Origin of the sequence: Rathayibacter sp. AY1A2 (assembly GCF_002930935.1) — a bacterium.
In the GTDB taxonomy this organism is placed as follows: Bacteria; Actinomycetota; Actinomycetes; order Actinomycetales; family Microbacteriaceae; genus Rathayibacter.
The window spans coordinates 159,980-176,444 of sequence record NZ_PSTP01000001.1 but is presented as its reverse complement, the minus strand read 5'-3'; the positions used below and the strand labels follow the sequence as shown (position 1 = coordinate 176,444).

Here is a 16,465-nt window from a genome sequence, read left to right as displayed (position 1 = left end):
ACCCTGGGGCGCATGGCCGATCCGACCACCGCCCCTCCGCTCGATCTGCGCACCGATCCGGTCGCCCTGACGCGGATCCTCTGCGACATCCCGTCCGTCTCGGGCGACGAGCTCGAGATCGCGGACGCGGTGCAGTGGGCGCTCGAGCAGTACGACCACCTCGAGGTCATCCGCGACGGCCACACCGTCGTGGCGCGGACGAACCTCGGCCTCGCCCAGCGCGTCGTGATCGCCGGGCACCTCGACACGGTGCCGGTCAACGGCAACCTGCCCGTCGTCGCCGAGACGATCGACGGCGTCGAGCACCTGGTCGGCCGCGGGACCGTCGACATGAAGGCCGGAGTGGCGGTGCAGCTCGTCCTCGCCGCCGAGCTCTCCGATCCGGCCGTCGACATCACCTGGATGTGGTACGACAACGAGGAGGTCGCAGCGGACCTCAACGGCCTCGGCCGCCTCTCCCGGCACCGCCCCGACCTCTTCTCCGCCGACTTCGCGGTGCTCGGCGAGCCGACGAGCGGAGCAGTGGAGGGCGGCTGCAACGGGACGCTCCGGGTCGACGTGGTCACCCGCGGCGTCCGCGCCCACTCCGCCCGCAGCTGGGTCGGCGAGAACGCGATCCACGCGGCGGCGCCGATCCTCGACCGCCTCGCCGCCTACGTACCGCGCGAGGTCGAGGTCGAGGGCCTCGTGTACCGCGAGGGCGTCAACGCCGTGCGCGTCACCGGCGGGGTCGCGGGCAACGTGATCCCGGACCTCTGCACGGTGCAGGTCAACTACCGCTTCGCCCCCGACCGGTCCGGGGAGGAGGCGCTCGCCCACCTCGAGGAGCTCTTCGAGGGGTTCGAGGTGACGGTGGACGATCTGGCCGAGGGCGCCCGCCCGGGGCTGGACGCACCTCTGGCCCAGGCCTTCCTCGCGGCCGTCGGAGCCGAGGCGAAGCCCAAGTACGGCTGGACCGACGTCGCGCGGTTCTCCGCCATGGGCATCCCGGCTGTCAACTACGGACCGGGCGACCCGCTCCGGGCCCACGCCGACGACGAGCGCGTGGCGGTGCACGAGATCACCGAGTGCGCCGAGGGCCTCCGCCGCTGGCTGACCGCGTCCTCGTGAGCGCGAGCGCCACGGCCGTCCCCGTCCGACTCCGCCTGCGCCTGGTCCCGTGGTGGGCGCGGGTCCTCCTGGTGTACATCGCGACCCGCGTGGTCACGACGGTGATTCTGCTGCAGTTCGCCGCGCACCAGCTCGCGAACCCGTGGACCGGACCCTCCCCGTCCTACTCGGCCTTCGCGTCGATGTGGGACGGCCGCTGGTACGAGATCATCGCGGCCACCGGATACCCCGGCTTCCTGCCGATCACGCAGGACGGCCACGTGGGAGAGAACGCCTGGGCCTTCATGCCGCTCTACCCGAGCGTCGTGAAGGCGCTGATGGCGCTCACCGGCTTCACCTGGGCTCCGGCCGCCGTGACCGTCTCCGTCCTGTGCGGAGCCGGAGCCTGCCTCGTCCTGTACCGCCTCTTCCGGCACTCCCTCGGCGAGTCGCAGTCGCTGACGGCGGTGCTGCTGTTCTGCGTGGCGCCGACCTCGCCGCTGATGCAGCTCGCCTACGCGGAGTCGATGGCGATGCTGCTGACCGCGGTCACGCTCCTCCTCCTGGTGCGGCGGCGCTGGCTCGCTGTCGTGCCCGTCGTGCTGCTGCTGGGCCTGACGCGGCCGAGCGGGCTCGCCTTCGCCGCCGCGCTCGGCCTGTACGTCGTCTACCGGTTCGTCCGGCGCCGCACGGAGCCGTTCCCGCGGTCGGAGTGGCTGCCGGCCGTGGGCCTGACGGCGTGGGGGCTCGTGGTCGGCTTCCTCTGGCCCGCCGTGGCGTGGGCCGTCACCGGGTCGATGACCGCGTACACCGACACCGAGCTGGCGTGGCGTGCGGTCTACATCGGCTACCAGGAGCTGCTCCCGCTGACCCCGTGGTTCCAGGGCGGCGCCTGGTGGGGCTCGTGGTGGTTCGGTGCTCCGGCCGTCGGCGTCGTGCTGGTGGTGCTCCTCCTGGCGGCGTTCGTCGGGATCCTCGCCGCACCGTGGACACGGCGGCTCGATCTCTTCAGCCGGGCCTGGGTCGCCGGGTACGGCGTCTACCTGCTGGCGTTCTTCTTCCCGCAGTCGAGCACCTTCCGGCTGCTGGGCCCGATGTTCCCGCTCGTCGGAGCGCTGGCGGTGCCGCGCTCGCCGGTCTTCCGGGTCGCGCTGGTCCTGCTCGGGATCGGCGGCCAGATCGTCTGGATCTCGATCTGCTGGGCCGTCGCCGGATCGGACTGGACCCCGCCGTGATCGTGCCGTGCGCCCGCCCGGCGCGGTGCTCCTCCGGGGACTCCCGACTCCCGCACGGGTATGCTCGTCGGAATGTCTCCCCTCACGCCAGCCGGTGAGCCGCGACACGCGTCGCCCCTCCTCCGGCCGACCCGCCGGCGAGCCGCGGCGACACCCGCCCGCTCCCCGCTGACGACCCCCTCCGCGACGGACCGCGGGCCGCTCGCGTGAGCGCCACCGCGATCGCGCCGGAGACGGAGGACGCCTCTCCGTCCCGCTCCCGCTGGGGTCTGCTCCGGAGGATCCCGTGGTGGATCCAGGTGCTCCTGGTCTTCGCCGTGTCCCGGGTCGTCACGACCGTGATCATGCTCCGTGTCGGCGCCGTGCGTCAGGGCGTCGAGTGGACGGGACTCCGCGACACCTACGTCCGATTCGCGACGACGTGGGATGGCGGCTGGTACGAGCGGATCGGGATGACGGGGTACCCGTCGGTCCTGCCGCTCTCGCCGTCCGGAGCCGTGGAGCAGAACCCCTGGGCGTTCATGCCCGTCTACCCGTTCACCGTCCGCGGCCTGATGAACATCACCGGGCTCGACTGGGCGAACGCGGCGGTGCTCGTCGCCCTGGTCTGCAGTGCAGCGGCGTGCCTGGTGATCTACCGGCTGTTCCGCGTCTCGCTCAGCGAGGGCCAGGCGCTGATGGGGATCGTCTTCTTCTGCGTCGCTCCGACGTCCCCGATCCTGCAGATCGGCTACGCGGAGTCCGGCGGCATCCTCCTGACGGCCGTGCTGCTCCTCCTTCTGGTGCGCCGCAAATGGATCTGGACGTTCCCCGTCGTGCTGGTCGTGGGGCTCCTGCGCCCGAGCGGCCTCGCGATCGCGGCGATGACGGGCCTCTACTTCCTCTACCGCGTCTGGCGCCACGTGCGCGGCACCGAGCCGTTCGCCCGCCGGGAGTTCGCCTTCACGGTCTCCCTCACGGTCTGGTCCCTCGCGGTGGGCTTCGCCTGGCTGCTCATCGCCTGGGCGGTCACCGGCTCCTTCACCGCCTACACCGACACCGAGCTCGCCTGGCGCAGCGTCTTCATCGGCGAGGGCGAGCTCATCCCCTTCACCTCCTGGTTCGCCGGTGGAGGCTGGTGGGGAGGCCTCTGGTTCGGCTCGCCGATCACGGGCATGGGCATCACCGTCGTGGTGGTGCTCGGATTCCTGGCGATCCTGTTCTCGCGGGCCACGCGCAGCCTCGACGTCTTCTCGCGGCTCTGGGTCGGCGGCTACGCGATCTACCTCTTCGCGTTCTTCTACCCGCAGTCGAGCACGTTCCGCATCCTGATGCCGATGTTCCCGCTGGCCGGGGCGCTCGCGGTGCCGCGGTCGACTCTCCTGAGGGTGTTCGTGGTGGCCGCATCGATCGTCGGGCAGATCGTCTGGGTGCTGCTGTGCTGGGTGTTCACCCCCGGCGACTGGTCCCCGCCGTGATCGGCTGACGCCCGACTTCCGGGCGCGGTTCGGAACACCCCCGCGGATGCACGATAATAGGGGGATACGTCACGAAAGGGGAACTCTATGGCGGCCATGAAGCCGAGGACCGGAGACGGACCGATGGAGGCTGTTAAGGAGGGCCGACTCATCGTCGTGCGCGTTCCGCTCGAAGGAGGCGGACGCCTCGTCGTCTCGGTCAACGATGCAGAGGCGAAAGAGCTGCACGACGCGCTCGCGTCTGTGGTGTCTCCCGCCTGATCCGCACCGTCGTGAACGCCCGTCGCACACCGTGCGGCGGGCGTTCCGTCTGTCCCCGGTCGGCCGCGCTCGTCAGGCGCGGCGCTTGTTGGCCTGCAGCAGGCCGTCGCCGATCGGCGAGAGCACGCTGACCACGGCGGGGGAGGCGCAGACCTCGGCCACCAGCGTGCGGAACGCCGTCGCGATCTCATCGCGCTGCGCGGGGTTGGCCACGCGTCCGCGCCAGAGCGCGTGGGGGACGAGGACCGTCCCGCCCGGACGGACGAGCCGCAGCGCGTGCTCGACGTTCTCGATGACCTGCAGCGGATCGCCGTCGACGAAGACGATGTCGTAGGAGTTCTCGTTCATGCGGGGCAGCACCTCGAGGGCGCGGCCCGGGATGAGCCGGAGCCGGTTGGGCGAGATGCCCGCCTCGTGGAACTGGGCGCGCGCGTGCTGCTGGTGCACCGCCTCGGAGTCGATCGAGGTGAGCATGGCCTCGGGGGCGCCGTCGAGCAGCCACAGGCCGCTCACTCCGGTGCCGGTGCCGATCTCGATGATGGAGGTCGCGCGCGCCGCGGCGGCGACCAGCGCGGCCTGCGCGCCGATCGAGGGGGAGACGGCGTCGATGCCCAGCTCGACCGAGAGCCGGCGGGCCGAGGCGATGGCCTCCGACTCGACGACCGCGTCCTCGGCGTACTTCCAGTTGGCATCCTTGTCGGACACGGGGGCGCTCCTCTGATCGGTGCACCGGGCGGATCGCGCCCGGGCATCGTCAGGGTACGGTGGCGCGCGGGCTCCGCGAGGGAGGCGCGGCGGGTTAGTGTTGTCCTCGTGTTCGGTCTGACGTTCGACAAGCTCCTCATCATCGGGGTCATCGCCGTCTTCGTGCTGGGTCCCGACCGCCTCCCGCACTACGCCGCCCAGCTCGGGCAGCTCGTGCGCAAGGTGCGCGGATTCGCCACGCAGGCCCGGGAGCGCGTCAAGGACGAGATGGGCGACGAGTTCAACGACGTCGACTGGAAGAAGCTCGACCCGCGCCAGTATGATCCCCGCCGCATCATCCGCGACGCCCTGCTCGAGGACGATCCGGCCCCCACCGTGAAGCCGCCCACCGCTGTCGCCGCTCCGGTCGTGCCGGGCGGCACCGGCTCCGCGCAGGACAGCTACTACACGACGATGCAGCGCTCCGTCTCGTCCGGCACGCTCTCGAGCGTCGCGCCGCCGCCGATCGACTCCGAGGCCACCTGAGCCCTGCTCCGCGAGGAGCGCCGGGCGGGCGTCCCGACCGACGCCGTCCGCACCAAGCCGCGCGGAGGCGTCAGCCGACGGCGAGCGGAAGCCGACGGCCGATCAGTCCCCGCGGCCGCGCGGCGAGCGTCGCCGCCAGGGCGTCGATCGCCCGGGCAGCAGGATCCTCCGGATCGCCGACGACGACGGGCACGCCCTCATCGCCCCCCGCCCGCAGCGCGACGGAGATCGGCAGCGACGCGAGCAGCGGCACCTCGTCGCCCGCCGCGGTAAGCCGACGCGCGACCTCGGCGCCGCCTCCGCTGCCGAAGAGCTCCAGCACCGAGCCGTCGGGCTGGGGGAGTCCGGACATGTTCTCGACCACTCCGACGATGCGCTGACCCGACTGGCGGGCGAGCGCGCCGCTGCGCTCGGCCACGTCGGCGGCCGCCGGCTGCGGTGTGGTGACGATGAGGACCTCCGCATGCGGGAGCAGCTGCCCGATGGAGATCGCCACGTCCCCCGTGCCGGGAGGCAGGTCGAGCAGGAGCACGTCGAGGTCGCCGAAGTACACGTCGGTGAGGAACTGGGAGATCGTGCGGTGCAGCATGGGCCCGCGCCAGGAGACGGCCGCCCCGCGGGTGTCGCCCTCGAGGAACATCCCGATCGAGATGACCTTCACGCCGTACGCCACCGGCGGCAGCATCAGCTCGCCGACGCGGGTGGGCCCCGCGACGCGCCCGTCGTGCATCAGGCCGAGCAGGCCGGGGATGGAGAAGCCGTGCACGTCGGCGTCCACGAGGCCGACCGCGAGACCCCGCTGAGCGAGGGCGACCGCGAGGTTGGCGGTGACGGTCGACTTGCCGACGCCGCCCTTGCCGCTGGTGACCGCGTACACGCGGGTGAGCGAGTCCGGGCCGAAGGGCATGCTCCGGCGGCCGCCCTGGAGGCGCTCGGTGAGGGCGGTGCGCTGCGCCGACGTCATGACTCCGACCACGACGTCGACCGCCGTGACTCCGGGAGCCGAGGCCGCGGCCTCGCGCACGTCACGCTCGATCGCGGAGGCGGCCGGGCAGCCGACGATGGTCAGTCGGATCGTGACGCGGACCGCTCCGTCGACGGCCGCCTCGACCGACTCGAGCATGTCGAGCTCGGTGATGGGCTTCCGGATCTCCGGATCGACGACGCGGGCCAGCGCCGTCCTGACGGCGGTCTCGATGGCGGCGACGTCAGGCATCGCGCCGCTCGGGCTCCTGCGCCCGATCCTTCTCGAGCTCCTCGAGCAGTCCGCGCAGCTCCGAGCGGATGAAGTCCTTGCTCGCCATGTCGCGGATCGCCAGGCGCAGGGCCACGACCTCGCGCGCGAGGTACTCGGTGTCCGCGAGGTTGCGCTCGGCCCGCTGCCGGTCCTGCTCGATCTGGACGCGGTCGCGGTCGTCCTGGCGGTTCTGCGCGAGCAGCAGCAGCGGCGCGGCGTAGGAGGCCTGCAGCGAGAGGATCAGCGTCAGCACCGTGAAGCCGAGAGCCTGCGAGTCGAAGCGCGCGTCCGCGGGCCCGTAGGTGTTGAACATCAGCCAGAAGACGCAGAAGATCGTCATGCCGACCAGGAACCACGGCGTGCCCATGCCGCGGGCGAACGACTCGGTCAGGCGGCCGAAGCGGTCGCTGCTCGGGCGGTTCCGCCGCGAGAGGACGCGGGTGCGCAAGCCCTTGGGAGCGTCCAGGCGCCGGTCCTGCTTGGTGTCCCTAGCCACGCGCGCCCCTCCGTCCCCGTCGTGTCCTGCCTGTCGCCGCGGGTGCCGGCGGCACGAGCGGGACGCCCTGCGTCGCCGTCGTCACCGGCTTCCTCGGTTCGTCGTCGTCGCCGTGGCTGCGCCAGTCGTCGGGGAGGAGGTAGTCGAGGACGTCGTCGATGGTCACGACGCCGACGAGGCGGTGGGACGCGTCGACGACGGGCACCGAGACGAGGTTGTAGCTGGCCAGGATCCGGGCGACCTCGGCCGCCGAGGTCTCGGGCGTGATCGGGTCCATGCTCTGGTCGAGCAGGGTGCCGAGGCGCTCGTGCGGCGGGTAGCGGAGCATTCGCTGGAAGTGCACCATGCCGAGGAAGCGGCCGGTCGGCGGCTCGTAGGGCGGCAGCGTGACGCAGACGGCGGCGCCGAGGGCCGGGGCGAGCTCGTGGCGGCGGATGAGGGCGAGACCCTCGGCGACGGTCGCCTCGGAGGAGACGATGATCGGCTCCGTGGTCATCAGACCGCCGGCGGACTCCGGAGCGTAGGTGAGGAGCATGCGGACGTCGTCCGCCTCCTCGGGCTCCATCAGCTCCAGGAGCGCCTCGCCGCGCTCCTCCGAGAGCTGGGCGATCAGGTCGGCCGCGTCGTCCGGCTGCATCTGGTCGAGGACGTCGGCGGCGCGGTCGTCGTCGAGCCGGCCGAGGATCTCGACCTGCTCGCTCTCGGGCATCTCCTCGAGCACGTCCGCGAGGCGGTCGTCCGAGAGCTCGCCGGCGACCTCGAGCATCCGCTGCTGCGGCAGGTCGAGGAGCGTGCTGGCGAGGTCGGCGGGCTTGAGCTCGGAGAGGCTGGCGACGTACTGCTCGGCGGACTGCGCCTCGGTCGAGACGCTCTCGCGGACCTCGCGCCAGCCGGCGAAGGCGGTCGCGCCCTTGGCGAAGGGGGAGGGGCTGGTCTTGGGCCGGCGGACGAAGAGCTGCGCGAGCTCCCACTCGCCGGGAGCGGCCTCCTCGATCGCGACGTCCTCGACGACCGCGTCACCGGAGCCGTCCACGAAGCTCACCCGGCGGCCGAGGAGCTCGGCGATGACGCGGACCTCGCCGCCCCGCTGCTCGAAGCGGCGCACGTTGATCAGCCCGGTGGTGATGATCTGGCCGCTGCCGATGCTGGTGACCCGGCCGATCGACACGAAGACGCGACGGCGCCCGGGGATCTCGACCACCAGGCCGACCACCCGCGGGGCGTCGTTCTGCCGGTAGACCAGGAGCACGTCACGGACCTTGCCGACGCGATCGCCGGCCGGGTCGAAGACACTGCATCCGGCCAAGCGCGCGACGAAGACTCTGGCGGAACTCACGGCTACAAACCTAGTCCCGTGCAGCCGGGCGGACGCCGAGCGTTCCCGGCTCGCCCTCGGCCGGTTCTCCGAATCCGTTCAGAGACCTTCAAGTGGCCTGTGCGATTCTGTCCGGGTGACTCAGCAGACGCCGTTCAGCGGCCGAGGGCCGGCCTTCCCCACGATCCCGCGCGGGGAGATCCTCGCCACGTTCGACACGTACCAGGAGGCGCAGGCCGCCGTCGACGTGCTCGCCCGCGCCGACTTCCCGGTGCGCCAGCTCGCCATCATCGGCAATGAGCTCAAGAGCGTCGAGCGGGTGACCGGCAAGCTCACCTGGGGCCGCGTCGCTCTCGCCGGAGCGGCCTCCGGCGCCTGGCTCGGCGTCTTCCTGGGCCTCCTGCTCATCATCTTCTCGCCGACGACGGAGCTCTCCTTCCTCATCGCGGCGGTCCTCCTCGGCGCCGGCTTCGGGATGCTCTTCGGGCTCGCCTCCTACGCCGTGAACCGCCGCCGTCGCGACTTCACCTCGACCATGCAGGTGATCGCGACCAGCTACTCCGTGCTCGTGGACCCCGAGGTGGTCAACCGCGCGCGCAACCTGCTCGACGGCGGCACCTCCCCGGCGGAGGCGCCGCAGACGGCCTGGGCTCCGCCGCCCGCCGCGGTCGGCGACCCGCAGCCGCAGCCCGTCCGCCCCGAGGACGACCCGCGTTGACGATCCTCCACGAAGGCCCCCGGTCCGCCGGGGGCCTTCGTCGTTCCGGGGGCGGGGCGGCTCAGGCGGAGCCGACGGGCGGGAGGACGATGTCGACCGCGAGACCCCGGGGGGAGCGGTTGACCAGGGCGACCGTCCCGCCGGCCGAGAGCACGGTGGTGTGCACCAGGGCCAGCCCCAGACCGCTGCCGCCGGAGGCGAGGGTGCGGGAGTCGTCCGGGCGGGAGAAGCGGTCGAAGGCGACCGGGATGAAGGCGTCGGGCATCCCCGGTCCGTCGTCCGAGACGCTGAGCATCAGGCGCCCGTCCGACTGCGAGAGGGAGGCGACGATCATGCCGCCGCCGTTCATCGCCTGGATCGCGTTCCTCACGAGGTTGTCGATCACCCGGCCGAAGTCCTGGGACGCGACCGCGTAGAGCCGCGCCGGCTCGCGCTCGTCGATCTCGTAGTCGATCTCCACCCCCGACTCCGAGGCGAGCAGGCGGGTGCGGTCGACGGCGCCCACCAGCTCGTCGACGAGCTCGGCGAAGGGAGCGGTCGGGCGGACGGTGCGGCTCTCGATGCGCGAGATGTCGAGGAGGGCGGATGCGAGGCGCACGAGCCGGTCGACGCTCTTCTGCGCGTCGAGGATGACCCGGTCGACCGCGACCGGGTCATCGACGCGGTGGTGGGCGATCTCGAGCTGGGCGGAGAGCGCGGCGAGGGGAGTGCGGAGCTCGTGGCTCGCATCCGACACCATCTGCTTCTCCCGGGCCAGCGACGCGGTCTGCTTGGTCAGGAACGCGTTCAGCGTCACCGCGAGCTCGTCGATCTCGTCGCGCGTGCCGACGACCGGGAGCTGGTCGCCCTGCCCGGGTTCGGCGGCGATCTGATCCGCGCGCGCCCGCATCCGGCGCACCGGGGCGAGGGCCGCGCCCGTCAGGATCCACGAGGCGAGCCCGAACGTGACGACGAGGAAGATCGCGGCGTAGACGAGCACGTGGGCGAAGTCGTCGAGGACGAGCTGCGACGCGGCCTGATCGCGGGCGGAGGCGACCTGCCAGACGCCGCGATCGCTCTCGATGGCCGTGAAGCGGACCAGGTAGCTGCCGTTCGCCGTCGTCACGTCGGCGTACCGGGGCGAGGTGTCGGCGGGCTCCTCCGCCAGAGCGCTGAGCACCTCGCCGCTCAGGCGCGAGGGCATGGTCGAGGTGCTGACGCTCCCGTCGGGAGCGAGGGCGAGGAACAGCTGGCCCGTCGACGAGCCCTGCGTGCGCGGGACGTTGCCCGCCGAGATGTCGCGGCGCACCTCGTCCTCGATCGACATCAGGATCGTCCGCTCGCTGCGGTCGACGATGCCGGTGACCACCTGGTAGAAGAGCAGCGCCGCGAGCGCGAAGAGGGCGGTCGCCACAGCGACCGTTCCCACGGTGATCCTCGCGCGGATCGAGAGCGCGCCGACCCTGCGGCGTGCCGTGCTCATCCGCGACACGGGCTACTCGACCGGGCGGAGGAAGTAGCCCTTGCCGCGGACGGTCACGATGCTGACGCCCGTGTCCTCGGTCGGGAGCTTCTTGCGCAGGTAGCTGACGTACTGGTCGACGATGTTGTTGTCGACGATCTCGCCGCCGCCCCAGATCTCGGAGAGGATCCGCTGGCGGGTCACGACGGAGCCGACGGGAGTGATGAGGAGCTTGAGGAGCTCGAGCTCCTTCGGGCTGACGTGGATGCGCGAGCCGTCGGCGGTGCGCCGGATGCTCGATCCGTCCACGGTGATGCGTCCGACGTCGATCGAGGTGGACATCAGCGACGGGCTGCGGCGCAGGAGGGCCCGGAGGCGCGCGTTGAGCTCGGTGAACGCGAACGGCTTGGTCAGGTAGTCGTCCGCTCCGGCGTCGAGCCCGAAGACGCGGTCCTCGATCGCGTCCCGCGCGGTCAGCAGCATGATCGGCGTGGGCCGGCCGAGCTCGCGGATCCGGCGGCAGATCTCGAAGCCCGACATCGCCGGGAGCATGACGTCCACGATGGCGGCCGAGAACTCGGCGTTGCTGAACGCGACGAGCGCGTCGATGCCGTTCGTGGTGAGCACGGCCTCGTAGCCGGCGTCTTCGAGGCCGCCGACGAGGGCCTCACCCATGGCTGGATCGTCTTCGACGACAAGGATCTTCACGCGCTCACCCTACGGCCCGGCTCCCAGGAGGACGCACTGCGCGGGCCGTGTGTCGATCGGATGCGGGATCGACCCATCCGATCGGCGCTGGGCGACGAATGAGGAATGACAGACCGCTGGGGGGCGTGGCGGGAGAGGCTCGATCAATGGCGCAATTCTACTCTTCTCCCCCCGTCGGCCCGATGATACTATTCGCGAAGTTCACCTCTACCGTCACCCGAAGGCGGCACAAACATGCTCAATATTCTTTCCATCTGGGCGCGTCTCGCGCTGTCGGTCCTCCTGTGGATCGTCCTTCTCCCCGTCATGCTCGTCCTGCTGCCGTTCCGCACGGGCAGGAGCGCCTCGCTCCCCGCCCTGCGACCGGTCCCGGTTCCCGCATCGACGGTGGTGATCGACACCCGGAGCACCAGCGGCGCGTACTAGGCCCACTTCCCGGTCGTTCCGGGCCCGACGCCCCGCTCCCATGAGCTCCGGCGTCGTCCGCCCACCGATCCCCGACACCCGAACAGCCGTGCCCCTCTCCGCCAGGAAGGGGCACGGCTGTTCGTCGTTCCCCGGGTCGATCCGGACTGACCGACAGGTGTCGATTTCGACTAATCTCGATCACGAGCCGCGTCAAGCCCTTCGCAGAATCTCAGGGACTGGCAATACAGTGCTCGCACATGGTTCACCGATCGGAAGGAACACGGATGCTCCGCGCCACGCTCGACACCGCTGGGATCCAGCTCGATTCGACCACGGGAGCCCCCGTGCGCCCCGACACCCCGGTCTCGGTGGTCGCGTCGGCGCCTCAGAGCCTGATCTCGCGGATGCTCGGACGCCGCCGCTGCGAAGCATGCGGAGCGGCCTCGGCCCGTCGCCGCGACGGCTTCTGCTCGGCCGACTGCGCCGGCACCTTCCACCTCTACGAGTGAGCCCGACCGGCCGAGTGCCGGTGGTGAACGTTCCGAAGGCCCGTGATCGACGATCGCGGGCCTTCGTGCTGTCTCGGGAGTGTCGGAGCGCCGGGTGAGGAGCGCCACGGTCGGACTCGGTCGCCCACCGGGTGACGCCGCTCGGTCCGTGATGGAGGGGTGCGCCTCGAGGGGCGTCGAGCACCGGAGCTGAGCGCCCATGTGCGAGGAAGGAGAGCGGAAAACCGCGGATGTGCCCCCAGTAGGATTCGAACCTACGCCCCTGCCTCCGGAGGGCAGTGCTCTATCCCCTGAGCTATGGGGGCCAGGAGTGCCTGACCACATTAGCACCCGGGCGGGGCGGGCCCCGACGCCGGGAGCGGTCCTCGCGCATGCCACGATGGAGCCATGCTGCGCACTGTCTCCGCCTCGCTGGATCTGCGTCTGAACGGCCCGACCGACCTGATCTTCCTGGTGGCGGCGACGCCCACGGGCGACTCGTTCGAGGACTCCTTCACCGTCCGGCTCGACGGGCAGGACGTGCCGGTGCGGGAGTTCCCTGCGCGGCACGGCGCCCGCGTGCACCGCGTCGCGGGGAACGAGGGCGACCTGCGGGTCGAGTACCGGGCGCGGGTCGCCGGGCGCGGCGCTCCGGACGAGCCGAGCGAGCTCGAGCTCGTCGAGTACCTGCGGCCGAGCCGGTACGCCGAGGCGGACGTGCTCGGCGGGATCGCCCGGCGCGAGTTCGGGCGGGCCCGGGGCTTCGAGGCGCTGGCGGCCGTCGAGGAATGGGTGCACGGCCACCTGTCGTACGTCTACGGGTCGACGGTCGGCACCGGGGGAGCGGCGCAGGTCATCGAGAGCGGCCAGGGCGTGTGCCGGGACTTCGCGCACACGGTCGCCGGGCTGCTCCGCGCCCTCGACATCCCCGCCCGGGTGACGGCGGTCTACGCGCCGGGCCTCGAGCCGCGGGACTTCCACGCGGTCACGGAGGCCTGGGTGGGCGGCGCCTGGCACGTCGTGGACGCGACCCGGCTGGCTCCGCGCGGGTCGATGCTGCGCATCTCGTCCGGCCGGGACACGGCGGACACCGCGTTCCTCAGCAGCTACCTGACGGACCTGCGCCTGACCGGGATGAGCGTGGAGGCCGACTGCGACGCGGCGCTCGTCGACGACCACGTCTCGCCGGTGCGCCTGGGCTGACGCCGGGGCTCAGCCGGCGAGGACGCCGATCGCCGACCGCACGAGCGGCTCGGGGTCGCCCGGCTCGACGAAGGAGGCGCTGGACGCCTCGATCCAGTACTCGCCGACGAAGGCGTCCGCGACGCCCCGCCCCTCGGCCACCTGGTAGTAGCCCTCGATCTCCGGCGGCTTGCCGTAGGTGGGGACGGCCTTGCTGGTGGTGAAGAACTCGTTCTTGAGCGCCTCGATCACCGCGGGGTCGAGGTGGGCCACGGCCAGCTGCAGCTCGGCGCCCGAATCGTCGGACCATCCGCAGACCAGGCCGTCGTACTGGGCGATCTCCTCGGAGACGGCGGTGGTCCCGATGCCGTCGTCCGGGGAGAATCCGCCCCACAGGCCCGCGAGCGCCGAGGCCGGGACCAGCTGCTCGCAGGCGAGGGGGATCGGCGTGCCGCTGACGGCGCCGCTCGCGCTCGGCTCCGGGTCGGCCGCGGGGGAGCAGCCGGAGAGGGCCGCCGCGGCGAGGGCGACGAGGAGGAGGGCGGCGGGACGGCGCATGCGTCGCACCCTAGCAACGCCGCCCTGCCGAGCGGCCCCGCGGTGCAGGAGGGACGGGGGGCGCGGGCGCGGCGGCCGGTAGAATCGCTCCCCGTGACTCCCGAACAGCTCGCCGCCTCCCTGCACGCCCTCGTCCTCGACGCCGTGCAGCGACGGGGGAGCGATGCGGGCGTCGAGCTCTCGGACGTCGTGCTGGAGCGCCCGAAGAACCGCGACCACGGCGACTGGGCCTCGAACATCGCGATGAAGCTCGCGAAGCGGGTCGGCGCGAACCCGCGCGAACTCGCCGCCGAGCTGGCCGAGGGGCTGGGCGCGGTCGAGGGCGTCGCCACCGTCGAGGTCGCCGGTCCCGGCTTCCTCAACGTCCGGCTCGAGGCCGCGGCCGCGGGCGCACTTGCCGGCGCGATCGTCGAGGCGGGCGAGGCCTACGGCACCGGGTCCGCCTACGCCGGCGTCCGGATGAACCTCGAGTTCGTCTCCGCCAACCCCACCGGCCCCATCCACATCGGCGGGACGCGCTGGGCGGCGGTCGGCGACAGCCTGGCCCGGATGCTCCTCTCGCAGGGCGCCGAGGTGACCCGCGAGTACTACTTCAACGACCACGGCGCGCAGATCGACCGCTTCACGCGGAGCCTCCTCGCCGCCCACCGCGGCGAGCCGACCCCGGAGGACGGCTACGGCGGCGCCTACATCGGCGACATCGCCGAGCGCGTCGCGGCCGCCTACCCGGGCGACCTCGCCGTCCTGCCCGAGGAGGAGCTCGCCGAGACCTTCCGCTCGATCGGCGTCGAGCTGATGTTCGGCGAGATCAAGCAGAGCCTGCACGAGTTCGGCGTCGACTTCGACGTGTACTTCCACGAGAACTCCCTGCACGAGTCGCGCGCCGTCGACCGCGCGATCGAGCGCCTCCGCGAGCTCGGGCACATCTTCGAGGCCGACGGCGCCACCTGGCTGCGGACCACGTCGTTCGGCGATGACCGCGACCGCGTCATCATCAAGAGCGACGGGGAGGCGGCCTACATCGCGGGCGACCTCGCCTACTACCTCGACAAGCGCGAGCGCGGCTTCGATCGGGCGATCATCATGCTCGGCGCCGACCACCACGGCTACATCGGCCGGATGATGGCGATGTGCGCGGCGTTCGGCGACACCCCGGGCGTGAACCTCGAGATCCTGATCGGCCAGCTGGTCAACCTGCTCCGCGACGGGGAGGCGGTCCGGATGTCCAAGCGGGCGGGGACCGTCGTCACGATGGAGGACCTCACGGAGGCCGTCGGCGTGGACGCCGCGCGCTACTCGCTGGTGCGCTCCTCGGCCGACTCGACCCTCGACATCGACCTCGACCTGCTGACCAAGCGGAGCAACGACAACCCCGTCTACTACGTGCAGTACGCCCACGCGCGCACCCGCCAGGTCGCGGCGAAGGCCGCGGCGTCGGGCGTCCCCGTCGAGCCGTTCGCGCCCGAGACGCTGGTGCATCCGACCGAGTCGGCGCTGCTCGGCGGCCTGCAGGAGTTCCCGCGCATCGTGGCGCACGCCGCGGAGCTGCGCGAGCCGCACCGCGTCGCGCGGTACCTCGAGGAGGTCGCCGGCCTCTACCACCGCTGGTACGACAACTGCCGGGTCGTGCCGCAGGGCGAGGACCCGGTCGAGGCCGTGCACTCGACCCGGCTGCGCCTGAACGAGGCGACCGGGCAGGTGCTCCGCAACGGGCTCTCCCTGCTGGGCGTCACGGCCCCGGACCGGATGTGAGCGCGTCGGGGGCGGCGCCGCGGCGCCGGCGCGGGGGACGCGCGGCCGTGGTGGTCGTCGTGGTGCTGGTGCTGCTCGTGGTCGCGGCAGTGGTGGGCGACTCGCTCGCCCGCCGCGCCGTCGCGGACCGCGCCGCCGCGAGCCTCCGCGAGGCGCTCGCACTGCCCGCGGACCGGGCGGTGGACGTCGACGTCGCCGGCTGGGCCGTTCTCCCGCAGCTCGTCTCGGGGCGGCTGGACCGGCTCGACCTGCGCAGCTCGGACGTGACGTTCGGCGAGCTCGACGGCGACGTCGCCGCGACCCTGATCGGGGTGCCGGTGAGCGGCGTCGGAGCTGTCGAGTCGGGCAGCACGACGGTCGCGATCGACGCGGCCTCGGTCTCGCGGCTCGTCACCGAGCGCAGCACCGTTCCTGTCGACGAGGTGACGCTGGACGCTCCGCTCGTGCGCGTGACCGCTTCCGTCGAGGTGCTGGGCCTCCGGCTCGGCGCGGGCGTGGGGATGGAGCTCGCCGCCGTGGACGGCGCCATCCGGCTGACCCCGGCCGAGGTCTCCGCCGCCGGTGCGACCTTCTCGGCGACCGACTTCCGCGACCGCTTCGGCGCCGTCTCCGGCGACCTGCTCGCTCCGTCGTCCGTGTGCATCGCGGACTCGGTACCGCGCGGACTGACGCTGACCGGGGTCGAGGTCGCCGACGAGTCGCTGAACGCGAGCTTCGCGCTCTCTCCGACGTTCCTCAGCGACCCCGCGGAGCAGGAACCGGGCACCTGCGCCTGAGCCCGCGCGGCGCCGCCGCCCCGGACCGGTAGGATCGGAGCCCTGTGCCGGCGTCTTCCGCGGGCCGAACACTGACATCGCTGGCTTCAGGGGTCAATCCGGACCCGCTCGCCC

At 72.1% G+C, this 16,465-nt stretch carries 18 protein-coding genes and 1 tRNA gene; 11 read left to right on the top strand and 8 right to left on the bottom strand.

Annotation, left to right across the window (positions count from 1 at the left end):
- The first annotated feature begins 12 nt into the window (after positions 1 to 12).
- From dapE to C5B93_RS00790, 4 genes are all read left to right on the top strand, one after another.
- Positions 13 to 1,110: a succinyl-diaminopimelate desuccinylase gene (gene dapE, locus C5B93_RS00805; RefSeq protein ID WP_104246604.1), complete on the top strand. Its 1,098-nt coding sequence runs from the start codon at positions 13 to 15 to the stop codon at positions 1,108 to 1,110.
- Entirely contained in the window at positions 1,107 to 2,324 is a 1,218-nt protein-coding gene (locus tag C5B93_RS00800; RefSeq protein WP_258068092.1) for a hypothetical protein, read from the top strand. Before dapE ends, C5B93_RS00800 begins: the two co-directional genes overlap by 4 nt.
- A 206-nt stretch (positions 2,325 to 2,530) precedes the next feature.
- Entirely contained in the window at positions 2,531 to 3,781 is a 1,251-nt protein-coding gene (locus C5B93_RS00795; protein ID WP_104222988.1) for a hypothetical protein, read from the top strand.
- Positions 3,782 to 3,868: 87 nt separating this feature from the next.
- Positions 3,869 to 4,042: a DUF3117 domain-containing protein gene (locus C5B93_RS00790; protein WP_068208299.1), complete on the top strand. Its 174-nt coding sequence runs from the start codon at positions 3,869 to 3,871 to the stop codon at positions 4,040 to 4,042.
- Between the two features lie 72 nt (positions 4,043 to 4,114).
- On the opposite strand, the gene C5B93_RS00785 is transcribed toward C5B93_RS00790, so the two are convergent.
- Positions 4,115 to 4,747 (bottom strand): O-methyltransferase, encoded by a 633-nt coding sequence (locus C5B93_RS00785; protein ID WP_104222989.1) that lies wholly within the window; start codon positions 4,745 to 4,747, stop codon positions 4,115 to 4,117.
- 108 nt (positions 4,748 to 4,855) lie between these two features.
- On the opposite strand from C5B93_RS00785, the gene C5B93_RS00780 reads away from it, so the two are divergent.
- Complete coding sequence (locus tag C5B93_RS00780) at positions 4,856 to 5,272, top strand: twin-arginine translocase TatA/TatE family subunit (RefSeq protein WP_146076468.1); 417 nt, start codon at positions 4,856 to 4,858, stop codon at positions 5,270 to 5,272.
- 70 nt (positions 5,273 to 5,342) lie between these two features.
- On the opposite strand, the gene C5B93_RS00775 is transcribed toward C5B93_RS00780, so the two are convergent.
- Genes C5B93_RS00775 through C5B93_RS00765 form a run of 3 tightly spaced genes read right to left on the bottom strand, consistent with a single transcriptional unit; the run spans position 5,343 to position 8,341 of the window.
- Positions 5,343 to 6,488, bottom strand: coding sequence for an Mrp/NBP35 family ATP-binding protein (locus C5B93_RS00775; protein ID WP_104291535.1), 1,146 nt, complete (start codon positions 6,486 to 6,488; stop codon positions 5,343 to 5,345).
- Positions 6,481 to 7,005, bottom strand: coding sequence for a DUF1003 domain-containing protein (locus C5B93_RS00770; protein ID WP_104222991.1), 525 nt, complete (start codon positions 7,003 to 7,005; stop codon positions 6,481 to 6,483). Before C5B93_RS00770 ends, C5B93_RS00775 begins: the two co-directional genes overlap by 8 nt.
- Positions 6,998 to 8,341, bottom strand: coding sequence for a magnesium transporter MgtE N-terminal domain-containing protein (locus C5B93_RS00765; RefSeq protein ID WP_104225554.1), 1,344 nt, complete (start codon positions 8,339 to 8,341; stop codon positions 6,998 to 7,000). The genes C5B93_RS00770 and C5B93_RS00765 overlap by 8 nt, the downstream gene beginning before the upstream one ends.
- 115 nt (positions 8,342 to 8,456) lie before the next feature.
- On the opposite strand from C5B93_RS00765, the gene C5B93_RS00760 reads away from it, so the two are divergent.
- Complete coding sequence (locus tag C5B93_RS00760) at positions 8,457 to 9,038, top strand: general stress protein (RefSeq protein WP_258059272.1); 582 nt, start codon at positions 8,457 to 8,459, stop codon at positions 9,036 to 9,038.
- 61 nt (positions 9,039 to 9,099) lie between these two features.
- Here the strand turns inward: C5B93_RS00760 and C5B93_RS00755 are convergent, their stop codons facing one another.
- Positions 9,100 to 10,446 (bottom strand): cell wall metabolism sensor histidine kinase WalK, encoded by a 1,347-nt coding sequence (locus C5B93_RS00755; RefSeq protein WP_181068288.1) that lies wholly within the window; start codon positions 10,444 to 10,446, stop codon positions 9,100 to 9,102.
- Between the two features lie 66 nt (positions 10,447 to 10,512).
- Positions 10,513 to 11,187, bottom strand: coding sequence for a response regulator transcription factor (locus C5B93_RS00750; protein ID WP_258059273.1), 675 nt, complete (start codon positions 11,185 to 11,187; stop codon positions 10,513 to 10,515).
- Positions 11,188 to 11,421: 234 nt separating this feature from the next.
- Between C5B93_RS00750 and C5B93_RS00745 the strand changes: the two genes are divergently transcribed.
- Positions 11,422 to 11,613, top strand: coding sequence for a hypothetical protein (locus C5B93_RS00745; protein ID WP_104291534.1), 192 nt, complete (start codon positions 11,422 to 11,424; stop codon positions 11,611 to 11,613).
- A gap of 266 nt (positions 11,614 to 11,879) precedes the next feature.
- Positions 11,880 to 12,104, top strand: a complete 225-nt coding sequence (locus tag C5B93_RS00740) for a hypothetical protein (RefSeq protein WP_104249561.1) — start codon at positions 11,880 to 11,882, stop codon at positions 12,102 to 12,104.
- 233 nt (positions 12,105 to 12,337) lie between these two features.
- On the opposite strand, the gene C5B93_RS00735 is transcribed toward C5B93_RS00740, so the two are convergent.
- A tRNA-Arg gene (locus C5B93_RS00735) sits at positions 12,338 to 12,409 on the bottom strand.
- An 82-nt stretch (positions 12,410 to 12,491) separates the two neighbouring features.
- On the opposite strand from C5B93_RS00735, the gene C5B93_RS00730 reads away from it, so the two are divergent.
- Positions 12,492 to 13,286, top strand: a complete 795-nt coding sequence (locus C5B93_RS00730) for a transglutaminase family protein (protein ID WP_104291533.1) — start codon at positions 12,492 to 12,494, stop codon at positions 13,284 to 13,286.
- A 9-nt stretch (positions 13,287 to 13,295) separates the two neighbouring features.
- Here the strand turns inward: C5B93_RS00730 and C5B93_RS00725 are convergent, their stop codons facing one another.
- Positions 13,296 to 13,823: a hypothetical protein gene (locus C5B93_RS00725; RefSeq protein WP_104237561.1), complete on the bottom strand. Its 528-nt coding sequence runs from the start codon at positions 13,821 to 13,823 to the stop codon at positions 13,296 to 13,298.
- 93 nt (positions 13,824 to 13,916) lie between these two features.
- Between C5B93_RS00725 and argS the strand changes: the two genes are divergently transcribed.
- Entirely contained in the window at positions 13,917 to 15,575 is a 1,659-nt protein-coding gene (gene argS, locus C5B93_RS00720; RefSeq protein WP_104222999.1) for an arginine--tRNA ligase, read from the top strand.
- A 47-nt stretch (positions 15,576 to 15,622) separates the two neighbouring features.
- Entirely contained in the window at positions 15,623 to 16,351 is a 729-nt protein-coding gene (locus C5B93_RS00715; protein WP_104262485.1) for an LmeA family phospholipid-binding protein, read from the top strand.
- Positions 16,352 to 16,465 lie beyond the last annotated feature (114 nt).